The organism is Leisingera thetidis (assembly GCF_025857195.1).
Taxonomy (GTDB): Bacteria; Pseudomonadota; Alphaproteobacteria; order Rhodobacterales; family Rhodobacteraceae; genus Leisingera; species Leisingera thetidis.
Window position 1 is genome coordinate 123,096 of sequence record NZ_CP109789.1, and the last position, 24,356, is coordinate 147,451.

Sequence of the window (24,356 nt, forward strand, 5' to 3'; positions counted from 1 at the left end):
GAGTATCCTTTCAATGGAAATAGTCGGCGCCACGGATGTTGGGATGGGTGATTGCAGGCTCCTCCGCGGCGCGGGTGCGGGGCTTGCGCTCCAGCCCGTTCTTCAGGATCGAATGGACCGATGAATATGAACGGGCGTTGATCTCGAGCGCCCGCTTGCAGGCGGCGTCGAGGCGGTCCCGGCCGAACTTGTCGGCCAGCCGGATCACGCCCAGGCAGGTGCGGTAGCCCTGTTCCGGGTGCTTGCGCCCGCGCATCACCACCTCGGCGAAGATCGCCGCATTCGGGCCCACCTGGGCGGCCTGGGCATGGATGCGCTGCGGCGTCCAATCTTCGCGGAACCGGTGATGGGCGGGCATATGATCCCGCTGGGTGGAGTGCTGTCCGTTGCCGGAGGTGCGGACATGCGAAGCCACGCGTTGTCCGCCGTGGAAGGCCTCGACGGTGCGGGCGGTGATGCGGGCCCACAGCTCTTTCTTCACCAGCTGGTGCGGCACGGAATAGTAATGCCGGCCGATTGCGATGTGGTAATCGATCCCCGCGCGGCACTTCTTCCATTCGGCATAGACGTAGGGCTCCGCCGGCAGCGGCTTCAGGGCGGGCCTGTCCAGCTGATCGAACAGCTGCCGGCGGCTGGCGCCAAGGTGGCGGGAGGCCTTGCTGTTGAGCCTGTCCAGCAACGGGCGGATGGCGGCGTTTACTTCCTCGAGGCTGAAGAATTGCCGGTTGCGCTGCCTCGCGGGCACCACGGCAGTATCGTAATGCGCGGCCAGATCCGCGTAGGTGCGGTTGAGCTCGGGATCGTAGAAACAGGCCTTGGTGACGCCGGGCCCGAAGATTATCGGGTACAACTTGAGCGGTCACGCCGCCAATAAAGGAAAAGGCCCGCACGTGGCTGGAGATCCAATCCGGCAGCGTCTGGGTCCAGGTCGCCTCGGCGAAGGTGAAGTTGGAAGCACCGAGGGTGGCGACAAACAGCTGCGCCGCGCGCACCTCGCCGGTCTTGGGGTCGATCACGTCAATTGTGGCACCGGCATAGTCAACGAACAGCCGCTCTCCTGCGGGATGGCGCTGGCGCATCACCGTCGACAGCTTACCTTCCCAGCAGGAATAGAGGTCACAGAAACGGCTGTACCCGTAGCCATCAGGATGGGCCGCGCGGTACTCTTCCCACAGCAAGCGAAGCGTCACGCCTTTGCGCCGCAATTCCCGGTGGACGTATGCCCAGTCTGGCTGAAAGGCGCGCCGCGCCGCCTCCCGGGCAGTGCGCGGATAGAGGAGCCGTTCAAGCTCGCTGTCCGACATCTCCGCTGGCAGCGGCCAGCTTAAGCCTGCCTCATGGGCGCGATCCAGATACCCTTGCAGCGTGGTGCGGCCGATCGCCAAGCTCGACGCCATCTGGCGGGTCGACAGGCCCTCGGCTGAAAGTCGCAGTACGTCTCGTATCTTCCGCATCGGCAATCTCTTCATCGGGCTTCCTTCGGTCGGGGAAAACCGAAAGGTAGCGAGTTGAAAGATGCCTCGCAGCAGGGCGTCAGAAGGGTGGCCGGATGTTCCGGAATCAGTGGCCGGATAAAATCGGAATCTGGAGGGTTCTGTGAGGTCCGCGGGCAGAACGCCGATGCCGCCGCACAGGTGTCGGGCGGACCTCATTGAAGCCGGATTGAACAAACTCTCGGGCCGGTTTTGCGCTATGGGGATTGCGGCACTGGCATTGGCCTGGCGTTATAACCAAGGGGGCGTACGTGCGGATGAATGGTGCCGAACAGTCGGCTGATGGCGCCATGGCTGGTCGCGAGGGACCGCTGAACCGGTCCGGTTTGCGGGCCGGTGGTCTCCCGGAGCGACCAGGACCGGCGTAATCGGGGCCTTGGCCCGCATACCATCTTGCCGGCCCTCGTGCGGATCGGCTGCGGATCGCGTGGCGGTGGTTTGCCCCGAGTGCTCATGAGCTGTCATTCCAGAACGGTCCGGTGGGTGGTGCCTGACCATGATACCAGACGGCGAGTGTGACCATCGGCCGGCCGCAGCAGGGGCAAGGACGCGAAACAGGTTCGGGGCTTGTTGCGGGTCGAACGCGGTCGGCTGCCTCCGGTGTACCGGCAGCCAGCAGCGCCCGGCAGGTTGTGAGACGGGCAGCGCGCTGTCCGTTTGCGAGAAAGCCGTAATGACGGATGCGATGAACGCCGTCCGGCAGGGTATGCAGGAGGAAACGCCGGATGAACTCACCGGCGTCGAGGGTCATCCTTCTGGGTCTGCGGCCACGACGATAGTCGCGCCAGCGGAAGGTCACCCTGTCGTCCTCCATGCTGATCAGGCGGGAGTTGGCGATGGCAACGCGATGCGTATAGCGGCTGAGATAGGCCAGCACCTGCCCTGGTCCGCCAAAGGGTGGTTTGGCATAAACGACCCAGTCGCGGCGGCTTACCGAAGTCAGCATCCGGGCAAAGGCTGGCGGGTCGGCCAATTCTTCAATCTCGCCGAAGAACTGCAACTGCCCGACCTCGAAGGCGGCGCGCAATGCTTCCAGAAACAGCCGTCTGAACAGGCGCGACAACACCCGGACCGGCAGAAAGAAATTGGGACGGCAGGCAACCCAGCGGCTGCCGTCCGGCGATGGGCCCCCGCCCGGTACGATGCAATGGAGATGGGGATGGTAGTTGAGGGTCTGGCCCCAGCTGTGCAGTACCGCGATGAGACCGATCCCGGCGCCGAGATGTCTGGGGTCGGCAGCGATGATGCGCAGGGTCTCGGCCGCCGCCCGGAACAGAATACCGTAGACACGCTTTTTGTTCTGGAAGGCAATGGCTGCAATCTCTTCGGGCAGCGTGAAGACCACATGGAAATAGGGCACCGGCAACAAATCACCTGCCCGGGCCTCCAGCCAGTCACGCGCCGCCGCCCCCTGGCACTTGGGGCAGTGCCGGTTGCGGCAGGAATTATAGGCGACACGCACCGTGCGGCAGGTCCGGCAACCCTCGACATGGCCGCCAAGCGCAGCTGTCCTGCACAGTTCGATCGCGCTCATTACCCGGCGTTCGACACGGCCCAGATGTCCGTCATGGGCCTGCCGCCACGCCTCGCCATAGCGACGGAAAATATCCGCCACCTCCACGGCCGGGCGCATGGCGCGCGCCTCAGCCGGGTGGCACCACCTCCAGGCTCAGGCGATCAAACGGGCTTTGCGTCTTCGCGATCGTCGTTGTGGCAACCTGCGTGTAGCGCGCAGTGGTCGACAGGTTCGCGTGTCCGAGCAGCACCTGGATCACCCGGATGTCGACACCGTTCTCCAGCATATGGGTGGCGAAGCTGTGTCGCAGCGTGTGCACGCTGACCTTCTTGGTCAGTCCCGCTGCTTTGGTCGCGGACCGGCAGGCGGAATGCAGCACCTGCACATCAATCGGTTTGTCGCCACGGCCGGGAAACAGCCAGTCATTCGGATGCGCCAGGCGCCAGTAAGTCCGCAAGATGCCGAGAAGCTGCGGCGAGAGCATGACGGTCCGGTCCTTGGCGCCTTTGCCATGACGGACCTGGATCAGCATGCGATCGCTGTCGATATCCGTGACCTTCAAACTGACTACCTCGGAGGCACGCAGGCCCGCGGCATAGGCCGTTGTCAGTGCCGCGCGTGCCTTCAGCGACGGCACCGCCTCAAGAAAACGCACGACCTCGTCGGCACTCAAGATCGTTGGCAATTTGCGTGGCGTGCGCGCATAGGCGATCCGTTCGGGAATCTCTGCCCGGTTCAGCGTCACGCCGTAGAAGAAGCGCAAGGCACAGACCGTCTGGTTCAAAGCTGGCCAGGAAATACCCTGCGATACAAGGTAGACCTGAAAGGCGCGGACATCCTCCAGCCCCAGTCGATCCGGCGAACAGTCGAAATACCGACTGAACTTTGCAACGGCATGAAGATAGGATCGTTGCGTGGCCGGCGACAGGTTGCGAAGCGTCATGTCGTCGATCATACGGCGGCGCAGCGGGCTTACCGCTGATGTGGCATCAGCCATGGGATGGTCTCCTGATAAAGGTTGGTCTCAGCAACCAAACCTTCCCATCAGGAGGCCATTCCCACCAATAGCTACACCCCTCCCGCGTCAGCGGGTTCGTTCAATCAGTGGCCGGATGTTTTTGGAATAGGTGGCCGGATCACACTGGAATACACAGGCACCTCCATGAAGGGGGTGTTTGTGCGCCACACCGCGTGAAGGATGACCGCCAGTTTTCGGGCCAGCGCAACTTTTGCCTTTCGCGGCCCAGTGCGTTCTGCGATCGCCTTCGCCCAGGTTCGCAGGCGTGGCCCGCCGAGGCTTCGGCAGAAGATCGCGTTCGCCGTCTCGTACAGGCATTTCCGGGTGAACCCGTCGCCCCGTTTCGAGACCCGCCCGTTCCGGCTGATCTTGCCGGATTCGTAGCGCCGTGGGGTCAGCCCGAGCCAGGCGCCAGCACTGGACAACCGTCGGAAACGGGAGGCATCGTCGAACGCGGAGACCACCGCCGGTGGGGTGATCGCCCCGACACCCGGAGCCGTCATCGGCAGGCGCACCGTTTCATGACGTTTGGCAATCGCCCGGATCCGGCAGTCGAGCCTGGCAATCTGTGCCAGCACATCGCGCCGGGCCTGCATGAGCGCTTCGAAGATCGGCAGTAGCTCGGGAGCGACTGCCAACTCGCCTTCGATGATTTCCTTGGCACGGCGCCTGAACCCGCCAACCCGCTTGCCGAACATGATGCCGAAGGGCATTGCCAAGTTACCGGACTTGGATTGCAATTTGGGGTAGTCCGCGCATTCAGGCCGATAGTTCGGTTGCATATCCGCCCCACAGGTCGAATGCATCATCTCTGGCGTGGCGGTAGGAAAGAGCGGAAAGGCGATAGCGGCGGGGACGGAAGATCGTGCTGATCTGGTCGTGGGCAGCGAGAAACCTTTGCGCCTGGCGTGGAGACTTGAACCGGCCCATGATCTTTTCCCGCTTCCGCGTTGGCCGATGTGCCCCTTCGATCCGATTGTTGAGGCCCTTGTGCGCTCGATGGCCGGCCCCAGACGCGAGGGCCTGGATTGGCTTGGTATAACTGCGCAGTTTGCCGGTGATCACCACGCGCGGTTTGCCATAGGCGGTGACCAGACCGGCGAAATGACGCTTTGCGGCTTTGGCGTTGCGGCGGGGCTGACTTAGAATGTCGAGACCGTCTCCGTCGGCATCGATGGCCCGCCACAGTCAATGTTTCACTCCGTTGATCGGCCCAACGACCTCGTCCATATGCCATTTGCCGGCTGGCCTGGGCCGATCGCGCCGGATACAAGCCGCAAACTGGGAACCGAACCGGTTCACCCAGAGACGGATGGCCCCGCGACTGACGATGACGCCACGCTCTGCCAGCAAATCTTCGACATCCGCCGTGCTAAGGGCAAACCGATGATACGCCCACACTGCGTAGGCGACGACTTCACGGGGAAAACGAAAGCCCTTCAGGCGTGGCATCGAGGTGGGTATCGTCATGGCACCTCGCTATCCGAGAAGCGGAATGCGATCAACTTGGCAGTGCCGCTTGGCTTGACTTACTTCTTCATCAGTCATGACCTCGCCGTGGTACGTTACCTTTGCGACCGGGTCGCTCTGATCTACCGCGGTGAATTGGTGGAAGAAGGCGACACGGATCAGATCTTCGACCACCCCGAAAGTGAATATACGAGAATGCTGATCGGCGCGATGCCTGAGGTACAGGTTCCGCAATCAGCAGGGGATCGCAAAGTTGCCGGCGTGTGATTGAGTTGGGTGAGGCTTTTGTGTTTCGGGCTGCCATTTCGACAGCATAGCCAGTCCAAAAACCAAAAGCATCGGCCCGATTGTGACGGTACGAAACTGGAGCAGTATTCGGCGCGCGGGTACGGGCGAGATAAAATTTGTTTGCCTGCGTCTCGGCCAGCCGCTGCGCCGCATCCTTCACGGCCTGAAAACCTGGCGTTTGCCCGTGCCCGTCCTAGAATACACTATCGGTCGGGTTGAGTGCGTTTGGCCGAAACTGCCGATGACTAGTTACGTTGCGCCCGCACATAGGTGCTTGCTGCATAGGCATTCAGCTTGACCGACACCGCCCTGGCCGAAGAAAACGCCCGTCTAACGGCCCGCCTCCCCGAGGTGGAGAAAACTTGGGACTCAGGTCACAGGATTTATCGGCGCAACGCCAGCTGCCACACCCCGCAGCATGCAGATCAAGTCCTGGACGGAGGTCTCAACGTCAGGTTCTCCGTACTGACGCAAATGCGCCAATGTCTCCTCAAGCAGGCTCACCTGTTGCAGCAACAGAAACGCATGATACTGGTCCGGTTGCCGGGAGATATTATCAAAAAAATCAACTTGCGCCCCGCTATCATAGAGCGGAGGAAGGACAATATCACCTTCCTCTTCCCACCCTAAGATACCGCAGGCATCTGCAAGCCTGGCAAGATCTTCCAGCGCTTGCTTGTACCGCCACGCCAAGGCCGATGCTTTCGACCTCTGGAACGGCTATGCTGCCGAAATATGCGCCTGACAGTCCGAGGTCTCGCCTTTCTCAATCACACCCAAACAACTTGGCAATCCCGGTTGAGGGGATAAGCCCCGAACAACTAGACGTCTGTGTCGGGGTGCTCCAGCAGATGCTGCAGAAAATCCGGGTACACGACCTGTAGCGGAGCTATTGTCAAATCTGGTGTTTGGGCGGTCATCAAGCGGCGGCCTGATCTTGTGTTGATGGCTTGATGCCGTTGATGAAATCGACGCCTTCGATGACGTCTGCGAGATGAGCGAAGCCGCGCAGCTTGCGCCAGCTTTTCTCAGCGCATTGGCCGAGCTTGAACATCATGTGGAGCATCCCGTCCCGGCTCAGGCATCCCTTGGTGCGTTTCGTGCGGTGGCGGATGGTGGCGAACGCGCTCTCGATGGGATTTGACGTCCTGATGCTCTGCCAGTGCTGGGCGGGGAAGTCGTAGAAGGTCAGCAGTTCGTCGCGGTCCTTGACCAGGCATTCGACCGCCTTGGGGTATTTCGCTTCGTAGGTGCCGACGAACAAGTCAAACTCCTTGCGGGCATCTTCACGGGTCTCGGCCTGCCAGATGTCGTGCAGCGCCTTCTTTGCCTTGGGCTGACTGCGCTTGGCAGATAGTTCAGAACGTTGCCCGTCTTATGCACCCAGCAGCGCTGTTGCCGGGTGGAGGGATAGACTTCCTCAAGAGCCGCCCAAAATCCCATGGCCCCGTCGCCGACCGCCAGTTTCGGAGCGTTGAGGCCGCGGCTTTTGAGCCCCAGCAGGACCTCGCGCCAGCTTTGGGTGCTTTCCGCACGCCGTCCTCGATGGCCAGGAAATGCTTCTCGCCGCGCGCATTGACGCCGATCACGACCAGGGCGCAGAGCCGGTCATCTGTGCCGCGCAAGCCGCTGTAGATCCCGTCGGCCCAGACATAGACCCATTCATCACGGCCAAGATCGGCCTTGCGCCAGGCGTCGTACTCCTCCGCCCATTGCGCCTTCAGCCGCGCCACTGTCTTGGCCGAGAAGCCGGTCGCGTCCGGGCCCAGGAGCGCCTTGAGTGCTGCGCCCATCTCGCCCGTAGAGATGCCCTTGAGGTACAGCCAGGGGCAGCGCCGCCTCGATCGACTTCGCCTTGCGGACGTAAGGCGGGACCAGCGCCGAGCGGAACGCCACAGGCGCGCCCGTCTTCGAGCGCACCTTCGGGATCTGCACCGTGACCGGGCCGATCCCGGTCTGCACGGCGCGTTCGGGGTGGTGTCCGTTCCGAACAACCGCGGCCCGGCCCTCCGGGGTGCGGTGTTTCGCAAATTCGGCCAGAGGAAAGCGTCCAGCTCCGCCTCGACCGCCGTTTGCAGAAGCTCCCGCGCGCCCTTGCGCAGAAGATCCGTCAGCGGGTCCGACACGGTGTCTCGACCGGCAAATTCGATGATGGTAGCGTCATTCATGGTGGTGCGTCCTCGATGGTTGGTGGTTTGTTTGGCGACATCAAACCAACCAGATGCACCGCCAGCTTTCAAACCGCCCAAACACCAGATTCAGCCATAGCTGTTCTGTGACCTCTATTCCTGCTGGGAAGGTAAGCTGTCGCCGGTGATGCGTCAGCGCCATCCCGCAGGAGAGCGGCTGTTCGTTGACTATGCCGGTGCCACGATTGACGTGATCGACCCCAAGACCGGCGAGGTGCGCGCGGCGCAGCTGTTTGTCGCCACCCTCGGTGCTTCCAACTTCACCTTCGCCGAGGCGACCTGGACCCAGACGCTGCCGGATTGGATCTCCAGCCACGTGCGGGCCTTTTCCTTTATTGGCGGTGTGACCGCTCAAGTTGTACCCGATAATCTTCGGGCTGGCGTCACCAAGATGCCGTAATGGGGCTCGACGCGAATCGTTGCCGTTACGGCTTGTTGCGGAGGCAGGAAAGAGGTGTTGTTGCCCTTGGCACGCATAGCGTGCCGACGGGATCGTGCCGTGAGGCACGTCCCAATTCCCCGATAAGAAAGAAGGACAACGACATGCACATGTTTATAGGTCTCGACGTCTCGCTGGCAAGCACTGCGGCCTGTGTTCTCAGCGAACACGGCAAGGTCATGAAGGAAACCAAAGTCGACAGCGAACCGGAGGCGCTGATCACCTTCCTGCGCAGCCTGTCCGGCTCCATGATAACCATAGGTCTCGAAGCGGGTCCGCTGTCGCAATGGTTGCACAGGCACCTCACGCAAGACGGTTTTGAGGTCATCCTGATGGAGACACGCCAGGTGAAGGGCGCGCTGCAGGCCATGCCGATCAAGACCGATCGCCGGGACGCTGAGGGCATTGCCCGGCTTCTGCAGATGGGCTGGTTCCGCCCGGTCCACTGCAAATCGATCTCAGCCCAGGAGATGCGCGCGGTGCTGACCGCACGCAAAGCGGTGCAGAAGGCGGCCCTCGACATCGAGTTGTCGCTGCGCGGGGTTCTGCGCAATTTCGGCCTGAAGATGGGCAAGGTTGCCAAGGGGCGTTTCGAAGCCCGCGTCCGAGAGCTGGCCGCAAGCAACACGATGCTCGAGGCTGCGGCCGAACCCATGCTGCGTGCCCGGGCCGAGTTGCGCGGGGAACTCGCGCGGCTGGAGAAGCTGCTGAGGGATCTGGTGAAGGTCGACCCGATCTGTCGGCTGATGATGACCATGCCCGGCGTCGGCGCGGTTGTGGCCCTGACCGTGCGCGCGGCCTTCGATGATCCGGAGCGGTTCCGTTCCTCGAAGGACGTTGGCCCTTGGGCCGGTCTGACCCCCAGCCGTCACCAATCGGGAGAGCGGGATGTCGTTGGGGCCATTACTCGGGCGGGTGATGCTGGCCTGCGGACGGCCCTCTTCCAAGCCGCCACGGTCATGCTGCATCGTGGCGCAAAGAACTGGCTGACGGCCTGGGCGCTGCGGGTGGCGCAGCGGCGTGGCAAGAAGCGTGCAACGGTCGCCTTGGCGCGCCGGATCGGCGTGGTGCTGCACCGCATGTGGCGGGACAACACTGAGTTCCGCTTCACCCGCGACGCCGCCATGGCGTCTTCCGCGGCGTGATCGCCGAATCTTTGTAGGAGCTTTTCCGGAACGAGGAATTGGCCAAGCTTGATCGCGCTGGCTCTCCGAAGTCCCAGCCGGGACGCGGTCCCCGATGATGCCGAAAGCAGGCCAGTTGTCAGACATTCATGTCTGAGTACGCCGCCAAGATGGGCACGCGGGTATCGCTATTGAACCTAGCATGATGTAGCGGCCGTTGCGCCGACTACGGACGGAAGCGCATTCCGGCTCGGGATAACAGCTTGGAGCCAAGCCTCTCTGGCGGTTCGCTGAAACGTTCGAAAACCGAGACATCGGGTCGGTGCTGGCGCCGCTCCCCGCCTTGACATCTCCGCGACGCCAGCACTCCTATTCCGCGATAGGTCATGCGTATCGCGCTGTTTCCACGTGCCAAATTCGACCTTGACATAAGGCGCCCCATTACGGAAGGCCTGTTTCTACAATCCCGAGCTCAACCGCACCTACGCGGATCTGGCCGCGCATTATGACACCGCCGTAGTGCCCGCGCGGCCGCGCAAGCCCAAGGACAAAGCCAAGGTCGAGAGCGCTGTCCTGCTGGTCGAACGCTGGATCCTGGCGCGGCTGCGCAACCGGCAATTCTTCAGCCTTGAGGAGGTGAACGCCGCCATCCGACCGTTGCTGGATCGGCTCAACGACAAGGTCTCCCGCCACCTTGGCGCCAGCCGCCGGCAGCTGTTCGAACAGCTGGACAGGCCCGCCCTGAAGCCGCTGCCGGCGGAGCCCTACGTCTATGCCGAATGGAAGAAGTGCCGCGCGGGGATCGATTACCACATCGCAATCGGCCGGCATTACTATTCCGTGCCGCACCAGCTGGTGAAGAAAGAGCTGTGGGCCCGCATCACCGCCCGCACCGTCGAGGCTTTCCACGGCGGACAACGCGTGGCTTCGCATGTCCGCACCTCCGGCAACGGACAGCACTCCACCCAGCGGGATCATATGCCCGCCCATCACCGGTTCCGCGAAGATTGGACGCCGCAGCGCATCCATGCCCGGGCCGCCCGGGTGGGCCCGAATGCGGCGATCTTCGCCGAGGTGGTGATGCGCGGGCGCAAGCACCCGGAACAGGGCTACCGCACCTGCCTGGGCGTGATCCGGCTGGCCGACAAGTTCGGCCGGGACCGCCTCGACGCCGCCTGCAAGCGGGCGCTCGAGATCAACGCCCGTTCCTATTCATCGGTCCATTCGATCCTGAAGAACGGGCTGGAGCGCAAGCCCCGCACCCGCGCCGCGGAGGAGCCTGCAATCACCCACCCCAACATCCGTGGCGCCGACTATTTCCATTGAAAGGATACTCATGCTGACCCATCCAACCCTCGACCGCCTGAAAGCCCTGCGCCTTGATGGCATGGCGGAAGCCTTTGCCGAATTGCAGGCGCAGGACGGCGCCGCCGGTCTGACCCACGCCGAATGGCTGGGCCTGCTTGCCGACCGCGAAGCTGCCAGCCGGGAGACCAAGCGCTTGACGCGCGCATGCGCGCGGCCGGTTGCGCCATGTGGGCGCCTGCCCGGAAGATGTCGATTATCGCGCCCGCCGCGGCCTCGACAAAGCGCTGTTCCAGAGCCTGCTCACGGGCAAGTGGATCGCCGACAAGCGCAGCCTGATCATCACCGGCCCGTGCGGGGTCGGCAAGACTTGGCTGGGCTGCGCTCTGGCGCAGGCCGCCTGCCGCGATGGCACCACTGTGCTCTACAAGCGCATGCCGCGCCTCTTCGAGGAACTCGAAATGGCCCATGGCGATGGCCGCTTCCCCGTCTGTTCCGCAGTCTCACGAAAACCCAGTTGCTGATCCTCGATGACTGGGGGCCGGACCGGCTGACCGCACCGCAGCGCCGCGATCTCATGGAGATCATCGAAGAGCGATACGAGCGCGGCTCCACCATGATCACCAGCCAGCTGCCCGTCTCCGCCTGGCATGACCTTATCGGAGAACCCACCTTCGCCGACGCCATCCTTGACCGCATCGTTCACAATGCCTACCGCCTCCAACTTGAGGGGCAGTCCATGCGCAAAACCATCTCCGAAAAGGATGACGTAACACCTCAGACCTGATACCCCGAAACCTATGCCTCACGGCAACGCGTCAAAGGTGGCCGAATACTTCGGTACAGGTGGCCGGATAAAATCGGATTCAGTGGCCGAATACGTCGGAATGCGCACACGTCTATCGTCGCGGAGCTATCTCGTGCTTTGACGCCTCCAAGCTAACACGGCCCCCGCAATATCCGACTTCGGCATCTCACCCCCCCAATGGTCCCAGAATTCTATAGTTGCGCTATTCGGTTTGTTTCGCGGCTCTCCAACTCGAACCCTGGTTGGCAAAAGGCTTGCATCACCGACGACCAATGCTTCACCGACATCAAGAACGGGCAGCAGATCACCAAATCCGCCTAGGCTATCTGGCAAGAGCCTTCGGATAACGTTCTGGTCATCGCCATTCGTCAAACGCATGGCGACCACGTTGTTGCACTGACTCAGGACAGTCTTGTTTACTTCGGACGGACGTTGACTAATGACCACAAGGCCTACGCCGTATTTCCGACCTTCTTTGGCGATGCGTTCAAAAATGCCAACAGAGATGTCATCTACCCCTTCGCGACCCGCTCTCTCTGGAATGTACAAGTGCGCTTCGTCGCAGAACAAAGCTATTGGATGACGCCGTTCCACTGGTGTCCATTGGGTGATATTGAAAACCAGCTTTGCAAGCAGGCTGACCATCAAGGGCAGGATGTCGGATGGAACCTCTGAGAAATCAATGATCTTGATGCCACCTCGACCACTTTGTTGCGCCCCGCTGCTGGCTGTCAGCGCGTGGGCCAGTCTTGATAGCCAATCCATTTCCATACATTCAGCGTGTGGCTGAAATAGGAAACCAAGGCGGCGGTCGAGATGCTTAGCCTCAAAGCGGGCGATAAGGCGGCTCAGCTTGCCATTGAAGTCCCCAGCTTTGTCCGAGCCTGCTCGCGCGCCGGGAACTCTCTCAGTATCAAGGTGCTTAAGGCGGTCGAGGATTTTGTCCAACGGGAATGGCACGGGGCTGTCGACGGTGAAATTGGCCAGAACGTCCGCGTGATCGCCGTCGGTGAGATACTTTCGTTTTGCCTCTGTAATTGTATTTGCCATAACCATAGCTTGGTTGGGCGCATTCTGATCTGATCGATCTACAAAGAGAGAAACCATGGCTTCATATCCGAGCAGCCAATAGGGCAGGTAGAGGACCCCATGATCAAGACCGTGATTTTGCCCAAGGTCGCCTGGACCGGCTACTCGCAAGTGGCGAAACTCCTCGCCATCCAATGTTTTGTACTCACCGTGGATATCAAACAAGATGGCATTGGCCTGCGCCAAAGCTGCGACTTGGTCTAAAACCCGTGCTGTGGTGTAGGACTTGCCTGAACCTGTGCTTCCCACAATCACGGCGTGTCGCTGGAACAGCCTGTTTCCATTGAGAAACGCGGTAGCTTTGTCATCGAGGGTGTACTTGCCAAGCTCTAGTTGCGGTCCGTCGCCAGTAACATTTGAAATCACCTGCATGAAGTTAGTCAGGCGCTCACCCTCTAGTGCGAAGCAGTTTGCATCGATTTCGGGAACCGTTTCGAGAGTTCTTCTGAAGACGTTTTCATCCAGCCCCAACTTGTCGATAAGAGTGCCGATAAGTGAGACGCGAACCAGATTGTTCTCGGGCAACTCTGCTATTTCATCTGCATCGGGCTGCGGGTCTTCAGGCGAAGTATTTGGCGCTTTTCGAGTGATGCGGGAAACTACGCCCACCAAGTGCTGACCTGCTTTGCTGCTTTGGAGGGCGACAAGCCGATTGACCTGCACGCGCTTCAATCTTTCAAGTTCATCAACGCGAACCACGACGACCGCGGTATCGACTGCAATGATCTTTCCAAGTGCTTCGGCATCCTCGTAATCAAAAATCGGCATCTCGATCCTCACATAACCATTTTGTTGAAACTATCGAATGACCAAAGGTCGGGCTTTTCAATGTGTACGCCGTCTGGATGTTCCGGCAAAAATGCCCTTGTCCCGTCACCATCCCTCTCTAGCGCCAAATAGGCTTTGCCCGCATTTTCTGCCAAGAAGTTTTTGGCCTCCTCGGTGAGCGTGCGAGCCAAGATCACGATGGGTACGTTTTGCTGCCTGCACCTGTCGACAATCTTCGGCTGAATGTGCCGATCTCGAAAACCGTAGCCCACGCAGAGAAATGAAGCAGCCTGTTCCAACGCCCTGTCGGCACCTTGGATTGCCGATCGAAATGGCTCATCGTGCGTGCGCTCGTATTTGCTCACACCAGGCGTCACAATCAGCGGCTCAAAGCCTGCCGGAAGAGCGTTAAGTATTGGCAAGGAAACAACACGACCAGCGGCGTCGGCAAACCAGTCGAGAGAACCGTGAACCTTCCAGATCCTGACGGTTCTTGCCGTCTGGCTTCCCCGGCGAACTGAAACCGGATTGCCACCTTCGCGCGGTCGGATAATGCCAGGCGCAAAGCCCGTCGCGTGGAAATACCCCGCCATATCAGACGCATACTCTGCGACGCGATCATAATTCGGTGTCACGATATTTGTGACCATATGGGTGCTCTTGAACATGCCACGAAGCAAGTCTGCTAGGTCGAAATGCTCTACTCCCATAGCGGCTCGCCCCATCACCGCCAGGTCATCTTCTGCGATCGCTTGCCAGGTCAGCGCGACGATTTTTGCGACAAGGCTCAATGGCGCGGCAGTTTTTAGTAGAACCTCCTCAAGGCCGTCGCCCTCTGACAAAGCTGTTCTAATTAACAGCCACGCATCAGCTTCCTCACCTTCGTCTGGTTGGATTTGGTCCCTAAGATATTGGGCCAATTCACCCATACCTCGTAGTCCATGAACGACGGATGCACCGCTCCCCAGAATAACAACTGGATGTTGCTGAAAGCAGCCTTGGGCGATTGTCGCGATCTTCTCGGTAATTTTTTCCACTTCGCTCATAGACCAATCTCCGCATCGGGGTTTCCGGCGGCCAGGGCGTTCATGTAGGCGAGGCATAGCTCGCAAGAGCGGTGTTTGCCGCCATAAGCAGCCTTCTCGTCGCGCTCTACGATCGGGAAGGTCGAGTAAATGTAGCGGATGTCGTCGCGGTCGGTGATGCCGTAGAGGTGGAAGAAAACGGCATCTAGCTTGGCCCGCAGAATAAGGCGGCGCTCTTCGTCCCAGACGAAGGGGGGCCTTACGCCTCCGGCCTCGTCCACATAGCCAATATCCTGCGCAAACCGTGCCATACCATGGGCGGTATAGGTGAGCTCAAGAACGGTCTGCCGGACAACCTCAGCCGCACTCCTCACGCCAAGGGCGTTCCACTCCGAAACGCCTTGAAACGTTTCGGTCAAAAAGTCGGATGTAAACAGGCTGCCCTGGCTTGCGATCTCACTGCTCAAATCGAGATTCCCTCTTCTTGTCGCCGAAATAACAGTTGCTGGAATGCAGCGCAGCACAAATGTGAAGAGACGAAGCTTCCCAATGTCTGCCTGAACCGACTGCAGCGGTGGTGTTTGTTGTCGTAGCGAAAGCCCGCTTCCCGCCCGTTCTCAACAGAATGCGAGCCAATTCCACTTATCTCTCGCTGGTGCGCAGGCAGACGTTTCCGCCTGCCTGCGCTTGCGCCCCTAGCTGCCCCAAAGCATGTCTATCTTCCGAGACACTTTGTCCGCGGCTCTTTCGGAAAATCCGGCATCGAGGTGCGCGTAACGCTCGGTGCTATCCGGTGACCTGTGGCCAAGCAGCTTGCCAGTCATGTGGAGGGTTACACCCGACATGATCGCGTGTGAAGCGTATGTGTGACGGAGATCGTGCAACCGGATGCCGTCGGGTAGGTCAGCCAGGCGTTTGAACGTTTGCCACGCATGATCGACTGACGTGCGGTGCGGCTTCTTTGTGCGCTGCGCCAGGAACACGTAACTGGACCGGCGCTGTTTTCGCAGACGGTCAAAGTACTGGATTGCAGCATTGCTCAGATTGACTTCGCGCGGGCCTGTTTTGGTGCGCCGAAGTGTGAGCTTATCTTTTCCGACCTCATCCCATCTCAACCGCAGGATTTCGCCGGAGCGGCAGCCGGTCAGCAGCATCAGCCAAATCGCATCCGCAGCGTCCCTCTGCCTGGAGGTTGCGGAGTTCAGCACGGTGGCCAGCCGCCGGAGCTGGCCGCTGCTCAGCATGCGCCCGCGCGCCAAGCGCCGGTTGAAACGCAATGGCGCTGCCGGATTGGGCAAGTCCGCCGGAAGATGACCTGCTTCCCGGCCCCAATTCAGAATTGTCGTGAAGTGCCCAAGCGCCTGGTTGGCCCCGCCCGGCCGCGAACGGGAATAGGCATAGAACCATTCGGCGATGTCGGGCGTTGTGATCCGCGTAATTTTACTCCGGCCAAAAACGGGCAGAAGCTGCGTATCCAGATAGTAGCCCAGCGAGGAAAGCGTGGAATTGGCATAGACCCCGCGCTTGGCATCCAGGAAGGCGGTGCAGAGCGCCGAGAAGGTGAGTGTGTTGCGCTGCTCCGGGGCAGGGGGTCGCTGTCCTGTGCCTCTGTGCGCATGGAAGGCTTCGCGTGCCTCGCAGATTTCCATGTCCTCAAAACGCCCCAAGGTGACACGCCGGGTTTTCCCCGCGTCCCGCTGCCAGCAGACCCAGGACTTGGCGCCGCCGGGCTGGACACGCAGGGCCAGGCCGTCGCACTGGGCATCATGAAGCACGTATTCCTTCTTGCGCGGCTTGAGAGATGACAAGATCAGCGGGGTGAGGAGGGTGACGGTTTTCATGCTCGCGCCCTCCGGCCTCGGTGCGCCGAACGCCAAGCCAGGAGTCCTTTGCGGAACGTGGCTGGGTCGATTCCGTTTTCATCGCAGAAGGCGCCGATGGAGAGCCGTGAATTGCAGAAGCGCTGGTAAATCGAACTGTCCCGGACGCGGCCCGTAGCGGGAACCTTGACGATCTTTTCCAGATGCGTTCCCACCCGCTGGCTTGCAGCCTTGATGGTGCGGTCCTCCAAATGCGCATAACCTTCGGTGGTTGCGAGATCGGAATGGCCCAGCAACCCGCCGATCACGCGCAGATCCAGCCCGGCGTTGATGCCAACTGAGGCAAAGCTGTGGCGCAGATCATGCAGGCGGACCCCGCTGAGTTTTGCGCTTTGCCGGAGCCTGCGCCAAACTCTGTCAATCCGGTGGTCCGGCATTGGGTCCTTGCCCTCGCCGAACACGTACAGGTTGTTGCGCGGAAAGGAGGCCAGAACCCGTTTTGCGGGACGCCCGAGCCAGATCGCGCGCGGTCCGGACTTGGCATCTGGCAGAGCGCAGCGCGGCCCGTCGATCATGTCCCACCGCAGCGCAAGCGCTTCCCCTTTGCGGCAGCCGGTGAGGGCGAGAAAGCGGAAGCAGCCCGCCTCACGCGGGTGGGTTTCCTCCAGCCGCCGCAGAGCAGTTCCCAGCCGCGCCCACTGTGCCTCGGAGAGGTAAGTGGCCGTGAAACTTGTCTTGCGGCGCCTCAGCCCCTTGCAAGGGTTGCTGCCGGGCGGCTGCAGACCAAGCAGTTCCGCGTGGCGCATCATGCCGGACAAAACGGCGAGTGCGCGGTTGCCGCTGGCGGCACTGCCGGGCAGACCGTCTTTCCAGGAAATCAAATCTGCCCGTGTCACCTGATTAAGCCGCTTGCTGCCCAGTTCAGGAATGATGAGGTGTTCAACGTCATGTGCGTGGGCGCGTTGCGTAGCCGCTTTCCAGCTCGGGGCGAGATCCTTGAGATAGCGGCGGCTGAAGGCGGCCACCGTCGGGGCGGCGTCCGGAGCTGCCCCTGCAGTTACGCCGTCGAGCAGCGCACGTGCCAGCTCGCGGGCCTGGGGCAGGGGGATCGCATCGGCCCGCCCGAGTGTCTGCTTCCGGGTCCTGCCATCGGCACGCCACTGCACGATCCAGGAGCTTGTGGTGCCGCGCTGCCGGAGGCCCAACTTGGGAACCTCGGTGTCCCATTGAACGGTCTCTGACCGTTCGGAAACTGGACGGGTATTGGCGGTGTTCAGAGCGGATTTACGCATGGCTGTTTTCCTTCTCAGCTTCAGGAAAAATTCCACGCAGTTTCCCGGGAAGCGGCCAGGAAAAGCGGGGAAGCAGCATAGTTCAGGAAGGAAAACCGCCGCCGCGGCCCGTTCCGCAGGCGGGAAAGCCAGTCGGTTGAATGGCTTACCAGGTGCCTTGGAACGCCGGTTTCGGCCCGGAGGCCTCAGATTTGTCCCACACCTCACGCAGCAAAGCTGCAATCAGCGCAAGGCGCTGATAAAATTGCCAAAATTGGCATTTTGTCAATTGGGGGGTGGCAGCACCTTGTGACGCCCTATTTTCAAGGGCCGAAATTGCCTCTGGCCCAGCTGTGGCCCGGCTCTGGCCCAGCGTGGCCCAGGCTGCGGGCCAGCTCTGGCCCGGCAAAATCGGGGGAGTCCGTGCCTCGTTCATCGCTCGATCTCCACCTCTGCCTCGCGCTCCAAGCCGTCGCTGCCCTGCTGCATATCGCGCCGGATCGCATCCTGGAATGCGGCCTCCTGACTGGCAAGGTTTGCGTGCTCTTTTTCCAGGACTAGGCTGGTGTCACGCCGCAACGTCTCCACCGCGTCGGTAGCAAATGCGAGGAGCTGTTGCTGGCTGGTGTCGGACTTCGACATAAGGGAGGCGATGAGCAAACGGATCATCTGCATCTCTTTCATAACAGAGAACCGCAGCGCAGAAAGGAGTGCACCCTGTTCCTCTATCCGGCTTTCCAGGCCCTGCAGTTGTTCCGGGCAAAGGGCTTGACCAGCGCTGTCCTTGGCGCCTCTGACGGCCCGTTCCTGAAGGTCCAAAATAGCTTGGTCCAGAGCCTCTTGCCGATTTTCATTGCTGCCTTCAATCAGGGCGCTGGCAACCGGGCCAAGCCGGACACGAAGGTTCTGTGGCTGTGTCTCGCTCATCGTTCAATTTCCTTATCTCGCTGCAGGAGGATTTCTGCCTGCTTTTCAACTTCTTTAAGTTTCTCGTCGAAGAGACCGGGCAGGGGAGGGGTCTCCGGCTCTTTGTCCTTGGTTTCTTTTTCCTTCACTGCCTCAGGCTTCTCTTGTGGTTCTTCGCGGGCTTTCGCCTTCTCCGGCTGCAGGGAGCCTGCGCCTGCGAGGCGGCCATCCAGCCAGGCATCAAGAGCGGTCTGGCGGATGCCGGTCTCCTTCTCGATGGTCTTGGACAGCCGGTCCGGATCTTCAGTCAGCAGCATTGCTTCATCGCGCGCCCGGCTGATTTCAACGTAGAAACTCTTCTGGGTTGCGAGCCGTTCGGTGGAGCGCATAGCCACGATTACGCGATCCACAGACTCCCCCTGAACCGCGTGCGCGGTGGCGGCGTAGTCGTGTTCCAGGCCGCGGGCTGCGAGGCTGTCAGCGGGAATGGCGATGCGCGATCCTTCCAGCGTTTCGGCCTCGATTACTCGACCCTTGGTAGATTTGATTTCTGCCCGCAGACCGTTCTTGATGCCGCTTTCCGGGTCTGTGATCCGGAACCGCACCTGGTCGCCTTCAGCCATGCCACGGGCCTCGCGCTCATAGGCCACGAGTGCCTTTCCAAGCTCCCGCTGATTGAATTTCGCAGCCAGTGGCAGGGTGGTCCGGGCACCGGTTTCCTCATGCTCAACGGTCAGCTTATTGCCCCTGTGATCGGCTTCCCGGACCACATAGAGACCGTTCTTTTTCAGGCCGTATTCCTTGCTTGTCGCCACAGACATGACGACATCGCCGGGGGCGTAGCTGCGGGCGTCGGCAAGCATTGCCTCGGTGAGCTGGCGGTTCAGCAGGCCGTTCACTTTGACCTCATCGGAGGCGATGCGGCCTTCCTGCCGGAGGCCTTCGCGCACTGCCTCATTGATTTCCGCGCGGGCCGCGTTGGTGAGGGTGAGGATCCGGGTGCCCTGCCGCTCGGCCGGGGTGAGAGCGAGGAACCTTTCTGCAGCTTCCTGGCGGGGATCATCGACCTTCAGCACATTGTCCTCCAGCCGACCAAAGGCAGATGTGATTTCTCCACGGATCGAGTGGTAGACCGCTGCCTTCAGATCATCGTTCCGCTGGCGGCGGATCTCATCCATGACCGCGGTGCGCATGCCTGCTTTCTGCATCTGTGCGAAGGGCTGACCGGCGGCAACCGCATCAAGCTGCTGGACATCCCCTACAAAGACGACACGCGGGGCGCCGGTGCGCTCCGCGTAGTCCATGAAGCTGCGCATGTCCTGGGCGGACACCATCGAGGCTTCATCGACAACCAGGATGGTCTTGCTATTGTCCACGTCCTGCGGGTGGTGGCGCTCGGCCGTGACCACCTTTGCCAAGGTCTCGGCGCTCCCCAAAACCTTGGTCAGCTCATTCACCGCCTGGTGGCTCGGAGCGTAACCCTTGACCTCATACCCGTTCTGACCAGCATAGTGTGTCATGCGGGTCAGGGCTTCCTTTGTGCTTTCCAGCATGAAGGTCTTACCGGTGCCTGCATAGCCCTGGATTCCGACGTAGCGGCCTTTACCGGTCAGGGAGGTTTCGATGGAGGCGCGCTGGCCGTCGGTCAAGGAACGGACAACGCTCAGTCTTCGGGCCAAAAGACTGTCTCCGGTGCGCCCTTGTTCTGATGGGAGTTCGAGGCCGCCGGTCTTCTCCGCCTTCCGCCAAGTGGCCAGAATAGAGCGTTCCAGATCTACAGATGCCTTGTCGGTCAGAATCTGACCGCCCTCACCGCTTTCAAACAGCCGGCCTGCCTTGATCTGCCGGCCGATTTCCGCGTCCACAGCCTTGAAGTCTGAACGGTAAGCGAAGTGCATTGCCGCCACCGTGAGATCTGATCTGCTGTAGGCGGACTCCCGTTCACTGATGTGCTCGACGGCGCGGTTAACGGCCTGCCGGGGGTCAGTCTCCACGCGTGCCACGGCTGCGGCACTGGACAGCATGGCCTTGGCCTTCTCGAACATTCCGGACGGCTGGCCGGTTTCCCCAAGGGGGTCGATCGGGCGCTGCTGGTCGAGCGGTATTACGGGCTGCGGGGCTGCGTGACCCACCCGGCCAAGGTCCAGCTGATCCCGGCCAAGACCGGCTGCGAGTGCGTCTGCGCGCCAGGTTTCCCGCAGCGCGTCCCGGTCCAGATTTTTGTGCTTGGCCGCACGGGTGGCTAATGCCGCTTTGCTCGCTGTTTCCGGCGAAACATCCATTCCCTTATTGTCGATTGCATTCAGAATTTCCTGCCGCCGCTTTGAAAAGGCTTCGGTCACCTCCTGAGAAATTCCGGAGATATTCACTTCTCCAAATCTCCCGCGTTCCGTGGCAATGCCCAGGTCGGCCATCCGGTTCTCAAAGTCGGAGCGGTAGATTTCCGTAATCAGTTTTTGGTTCTTGTATACAGCTTCATTCCGAATTGCTGAATATCCGCCGTTTTCGTTTTTCACCATATTGGCAATGACGGCGTGGCTGTGCAAATTGGGATCAAGCGCGCGGGAAGTGTCGTGACGGTAAATCCCGGCAATAATGCCTTCCCCGTTTTTCGTGACGATTTCCCCGTCTTGCTGGAAGCGCGTTTTAATAAACCGTTCCTCCACCACTGTCATAGCCGCGCGCACCGCGGCGTCATGGGCTTCAATAATGCGCTTGTCCCCAATCACCAGAGCGGCAACTGAGGCCGATTTGGATGCGGAAAAGGTGAGGTCGAGGCCGGGCCGGTGCTGGCGTTCACCATCCACGTAGCGGCCCATCAGCTTTCCATCCGGTGCTTCACCATCGAGCAGCTGCGCAAAGTGCCTGTCATCGACATAGCCGGTCATGCCGTTTTCTTCCGCGGCCTTGCCGAACCAGGTGGCGGCCCTTTCGCCTTCCTCGGTTCCCGCTTTGTAATAACCTTCCTGCTTGTAGTAGCCGCTTGCGGCCGCCCCGGCCGAGACGTTTGAAATCGACATCATGTCAGGAATCCTCCGCGAAGGCAGTTTCAAGGTTCAGAAAGGCTGCTGCGGCATCGCCCGCAGGTCCCGCTTCAGGGCGATCCGGCCGTTTCGGTGTTCTCCTGTCAGGCTGGATCTGACCAACTGCAGGATGGGCACGAACAGAGAGGGGGAGTGGGCTCTTAGGTTGTGCCGGCGCGTTTACCGGCTGGCCCTGGCACCATCTTTCAAGCTGGTGAATGCCCTCCGGAGACAGCCCCTTTGAACCGTCCGTCAGAATGAGGTAGGGCCAGTCCGCATCGAACAGGCTGGCGTCATCATCGAGCGCGACATAGCTTCCGATCCCATAGGACTTCGCCCAGAGGTCTATTTCCATGCTGCGGGATGGAAGTTTGTTCTCAGGCAGGGTGGTGCCGAGAATCCGGTTGCGGAGGCCGTCACTGAACAGGCGTTCCAGATAGTCTCTGTCTGCAGACCGCCAGCTGGAGGCAATGACCACATCGACATCAGGATTCTTGTGCAGAAAAGCCTCCAGCAGCGGCAGCTTGTTGAAGGTCTCCGTTGTTCTCTTGTGCAATACGCCGTCGAAGTCCAGGAAGATGGCTTTTTCCCGAGGTTTCCGCCAAATGGGCTGGCCGTGAACAATCGGGGGGACGGGACCGGCAGATACTTCCGATGCCGGTTCAATCTCTGAAGCTGCTGTTGCAACCGCCGGTTCAGGCTGTGCCGGCGCGGTGCCAGGGTAGGGGAGCGCGGCGGTTTCGCGGGCCTTGGCGGTGCCGTTGCCTGCGAAGCCTGCATAAGGGTCCGGAGGGCCGATCTCTTTCACACTGAGGCCGCGCACCCGCGCGGTGGCAAAGTGCTGCCAGTACCAGTCCCGTTCCGAGGTATTGGCGGGATCCTCGATCTGCGACGCACCTTCTGGGCGCACACGGTCCAGGAAGCGGAAAAATTCAGCCTTCTGATCGTCGGGCTTCAGGGCGGCAAAGCCTTCCTCTGCAGTTTCGCCCTCCTGGATCTCCACATTCACGGCTGCAACCTGCATTCCGCCAGCGTCGAAGCCGTTGCCCTTGTAGGGTATGAACTTTTCCGCGGTGGCCGTGGTCGGCACCGGCTCAAAGCGCACTCTGGCGGTCGGTGCGTCATAGGCCGGGCGGAAATAGGCCACAAACTGCGGCAAAGACTGAATTTCCGCCGGGGTGACAATCGCGCGCTGAGTGCGGCGGCCGACAATGCCCACGCCATCGCGGGTGTCATGCGCGCCGAGGGTGATGTTTTCCTGCTGCTCGATCACATCCTCCTCGCCAAGAGAGCGGGAGGAGCGCTGCGCGGTATTGTAATCAGGGGTGTTGAAGACAACCCGGTTGTTCAGAACGCCGGAAATCGTCTCCGCCGCTTTGTCGCCGTAGATGTCCTCCAGCTGGGAGAACACCTGGTAGCCGACGACGAAGGCGCCGCCGAACTGCCGGATTTCCGCAAGGCTCTTGGGAAGGAAGGGCATCTTGTTGAGGGTGGGAACCTCATCGAGGAAGAACCAGACCTTGGGGTCGCGGCTTTCCTCTGTCGTCATCAGCGCGTTTGCGGCAACTTCAAAGACGGTGGAGACGATGTTGCGCACCGCGGCCGACTGTTCCGCGTTGCCGGTCAGGAACACAAAGCCGGGCCGGTCATTCACAACCCAATCGCGGATAGAGAAGGGGTCGGCATCGTCGCGCAGGTATTCCAGGAACCGCAGTTCGGTGATCATGTTGGCGCGGATCGAGCCGGAGGTTTTCGCAACATGCTCCCCGAAGAAATGAGCACCCGGCGTCGCTGCCACCAGTTTGCCCAGCTCCTCGGACGGGATGTTCATGATAGCCTTGCGAAGATCTGCGTTGGTGGTCTTTCCGGCCTTTGCCAGCTCACGGGCGGCGTACTGGAAGACAAGCCGCGCGGATTGGGTCCAGAAACTGTCCATGGAACCTTGCTGATCCGGGATCATCACCTCGGCAATCTGCGCGAAGCCTTCCGGCGAAACCACCTCGTTGAAGGGAGACCAGCCCACAGAACGCTCATCGAAAGGGTTGAGGATGATGTCTTTTTCCGGGTCGTAGTGGTCCCGCAGCAGGCCGCCCATGCGGTCATAGATGATGGCCCGGCCGTCAACCGCCCGGATGGTGTTCAGCAGCTCGTGCATGGCATTGGTCTTGCCGACGCCGACGGTGCCGGTGATGCCGATCTGCGCTTCTACAGCATTGGGAGGGAATTCGATCCCGGCCAGCGTGTAGCGGGGGCCTGTCTTGGAGCCTTTGCCAAAACGTTTTTCGTATTCGCGCCATTTCCGCTTGGACCAGGCTTTCAGTTCCTTGGCGGTGACCAGGCGCGCGCCCCGGATATGTTCCTCCTCTTTCAAGGACCGGCCGACCATACCGAAGATGGCGAAAACGAAGACGAAGGCTGCGGCGGCAGGCAGCAGCGAGAAATAGAGGAAGCGCCAGGCATTGGCGGCATAAAGATCGTAGATCTCGCGCAAGCCGGGGTCTGCATAGATCTGGCCTGCGGTGCGTGTCACACGCTTTCCGTCGAGATCCATGTAGTGCAGTTCCCGCAGTTCAGTGCCGCGCTGTTCGACATTGAACTCTGCAATCCAGTAGATGCCGGTGAGGCGCACCTTATCCATTTCGTAATTCTGAGCGACCAGGACCAGAAACGTGATGGTGAACGCTGCAGCAGCTACCGAGGTGCTGTACTTGAACACCTGAGTTGCCATGCGGGTCCAGTGTTGTGTCGTCTGGCCGCCTCTGACAAGCTGGGTATGTCCTTTGTTGCGCACGGGCGTTTCCCTC

The 24,356-nt window shown here is 60.8% G+C and carries 15 protein-coding genes and 5 pseudogenes; 5 read left to right on the top strand and 15 right to left on the bottom strand.

Going from position 1 to position 24,356, the window contains the following annotated elements; translation table 11 throughout:
- Window positions 1-10: 10 nt before the first annotated feature.
- The 5 genes and pseudogenes from istA to OKQ63_RS23315 form a co-directional block, all read right to left on the bottom strand.
- Window positions 11-1,469, bottom strand: a pseudogene (gene istA, locus OKQ63_RS23295) (IS21 family transposase).
- Window positions 1,470-1,944: 475 nt separating this feature from the next.
- Window positions 1,945-3,126 carry an IS91 family transposase gene (locus OKQ63_RS23300; protein ID WP_264210863.1) on the bottom strand — a complete coding sequence of 394 codons (1,182 nt, stop codon included), beginning with the start codon at window positions 3,124-3,126 and terminating at the stop codon, window positions 1,945-1,947.
- 10 nt (window positions 3,127-3,136) lie between these two features.
- Window positions 3,137-4,006, bottom strand: coding sequence for a tyrosine-type recombinase/integrase (locus tag OKQ63_RS23305; RefSeq protein ID WP_222506715.1), 870 nt, complete (start codon window positions 4,004-4,006; stop codon window positions 3,137-3,139).
- A 104-nt stretch (window positions 4,007-4,110) separates the two neighbouring features.
- Window positions 4,111-4,740: a transposase gene (locus tag OKQ63_RS23310; protein WP_264214278.1), complete on the bottom strand. Its 630-nt coding sequence runs from the start codon at window positions 4,738-4,740 to the stop codon at window positions 4,111-4,113.
- 46 nt (window positions 4,741-4,786) lie between these two features.
- Window positions 4,787-5,497, bottom strand: a pseudogene (locus OKQ63_RS23315) (IS6 family transposase).
- Between OKQ63_RS23315 and OKQ63_RS26200 the strand changes: the two are divergent.
- A complete protein-coding gene (locus tag OKQ63_RS26200) occupies window positions 5,414-5,764 on the top strand; it encodes an ABC transporter ATP-binding protein (protein WP_350356316.1) in 351 nt (116 codons plus the stop codon). The pseudogene OKQ63_RS23315 and the gene OKQ63_RS26200 sit on opposite strands and share 84 nt — an antisense overlap.
- A 390-nt stretch (window positions 5,765-6,154) precedes the next feature.
- Here the strand turns inward: OKQ63_RS26200 and OKQ63_RS23325 are convergent, their stop codons facing one another.
- Window positions 6,155-6,478: a hypothetical protein gene (locus OKQ63_RS23325; RefSeq protein WP_264214279.1), complete on the bottom strand. Its 324-nt coding sequence runs from the start codon at window positions 6,476-6,478 to the stop codon at window positions 6,155-6,157.
- A 226-nt stretch (window positions 6,479-6,704) separates the two neighbouring features.
- A pseudogene (locus OKQ63_RS23330) lies at window positions 6,705-7,953 on the bottom strand (IS256 family transposase).
- Window positions 7,954-8,074: 121 nt separating this feature from the next.
- Between OKQ63_RS23330 and OKQ63_RS23335 the strand changes: the two are divergent.
- The 4 genes and pseudogenes from OKQ63_RS23335 to istB form a co-directional block, all read left to right on the top strand.
- Window positions 8,075-8,365: pseudogene (locus OKQ63_RS23335) on the top strand (IS21 family transposase); the annotation flags it as partial.
- A gap of 152 nt (window positions 8,366-8,517) precedes the next feature.
- Window positions 8,518-9,558 carry an IS110 family RNA-guided transposase gene (locus tag OKQ63_RS23340; RefSeq protein WP_264214424.1) on the top strand — a complete coding sequence of 347 codons (1,041 nt, stop codon included), beginning with the start codon at window positions 8,518-8,520 and terminating at the stop codon, window positions 9,556-9,558.
- Between the two features lie 498 nt (window positions 9,559-10,056).
- Window positions 10,057-10,863 (top strand): Mu transposase domain-containing protein, encoded by an 807-nt coding sequence (locus OKQ63_RS23345; protein ID WP_264214280.1) that lies wholly within the window; start codon window positions 10,057-10,059, stop codon window positions 10,861-10,863.
- Window positions 10,864-10,873: 10 nt separating this feature from the next.
- Window positions 10,874-11,629, top strand: a pseudogene (gene istB / locus OKQ63_RS23350) (IS21-like element helper ATPase IstB).
- A gap of 126 nt (window positions 11,630-11,755) precedes the next feature.
- Here istB and OKQ63_RS23355 read toward each other — a convergent pair.
- The 8 genes from OKQ63_RS23355 to OKQ63_RS23390 form a co-directional block, all read right to left on the bottom strand.
- Entirely contained in the window at window positions 11,756-13,507 is a 1,752-nt protein-coding gene (locus tag OKQ63_RS23355; RefSeq protein WP_264214281.1) for an ATP-binding protein, read from the bottom strand.
- 8 nt (window positions 13,508-13,515) lie between these two features.
- Complete coding sequence (locus tag OKQ63_RS23360; protein WP_264214282.1) at window positions 13,516-14,553, bottom strand: SIR2 family protein; 1,038 nt, start codon at window positions 14,551-14,553, stop codon at window positions 13,516-13,518.
- Window positions 14,550-14,999: a hypothetical protein gene (locus tag OKQ63_RS23365; protein ID WP_264214283.1), complete on the bottom strand. Its 450-nt coding sequence runs from the start codon at window positions 14,997-14,999 to the stop codon at window positions 14,550-14,552. Before OKQ63_RS23365 ends, OKQ63_RS23360 begins: the two co-directional genes overlap by 4 nt.
- A 228-nt stretch (window positions 15,000-15,227) precedes the next feature.
- Window positions 15,228-16,373: a site-specific integrase gene (locus tag OKQ63_RS23370; RefSeq protein ID WP_264214284.1), complete on the bottom strand. Its 1,146-nt coding sequence runs from the start codon at window positions 16,371-16,373 to the stop codon at window positions 15,228-15,230.
- Window positions 16,370-17,680, bottom strand: coding sequence for a site-specific integrase (locus OKQ63_RS23375; RefSeq protein WP_264214285.1), 1,311 nt, complete (start codon window positions 17,678-17,680; stop codon window positions 16,370-16,372). The genes OKQ63_RS23370 and OKQ63_RS23375 overlap by 4 nt, the downstream gene beginning before the upstream one ends.
- A gap of 375 nt (window positions 17,681-18,055) precedes the next feature.
- Window positions 18,056-18,550, bottom strand: a complete 495-nt coding sequence (locus OKQ63_RS23380; protein WP_264214286.1) for a hypothetical protein — start codon at window positions 18,548-18,550, stop codon at window positions 18,056-18,058.
- Window positions 18,547-21,552, bottom strand: a complete 3,006-nt coding sequence (mobF, locus tag OKQ63_RS23385) for a MobF family relaxase (RefSeq protein ID WP_264214287.1) — start codon at window positions 21,550-21,552, stop codon at window positions 18,547-18,549. Before mobF ends, OKQ63_RS23380 begins: the two co-directional genes overlap by 4 nt.
- A 1-nt stretch (window position 21,553) precedes the next feature.
- Window positions 21,554-24,343 carry a type IV secretion system DNA-binding domain-containing protein gene (locus tag OKQ63_RS23390; protein WP_264214288.1) on the bottom strand — a complete coding sequence of 930 codons (2,790 nt, stop codon included), beginning with the start codon at window positions 24,341-24,343 and terminating at the stop codon, window positions 21,554-21,556.
- Window positions 24,344-24,356 lie beyond the last annotated feature (13 nt).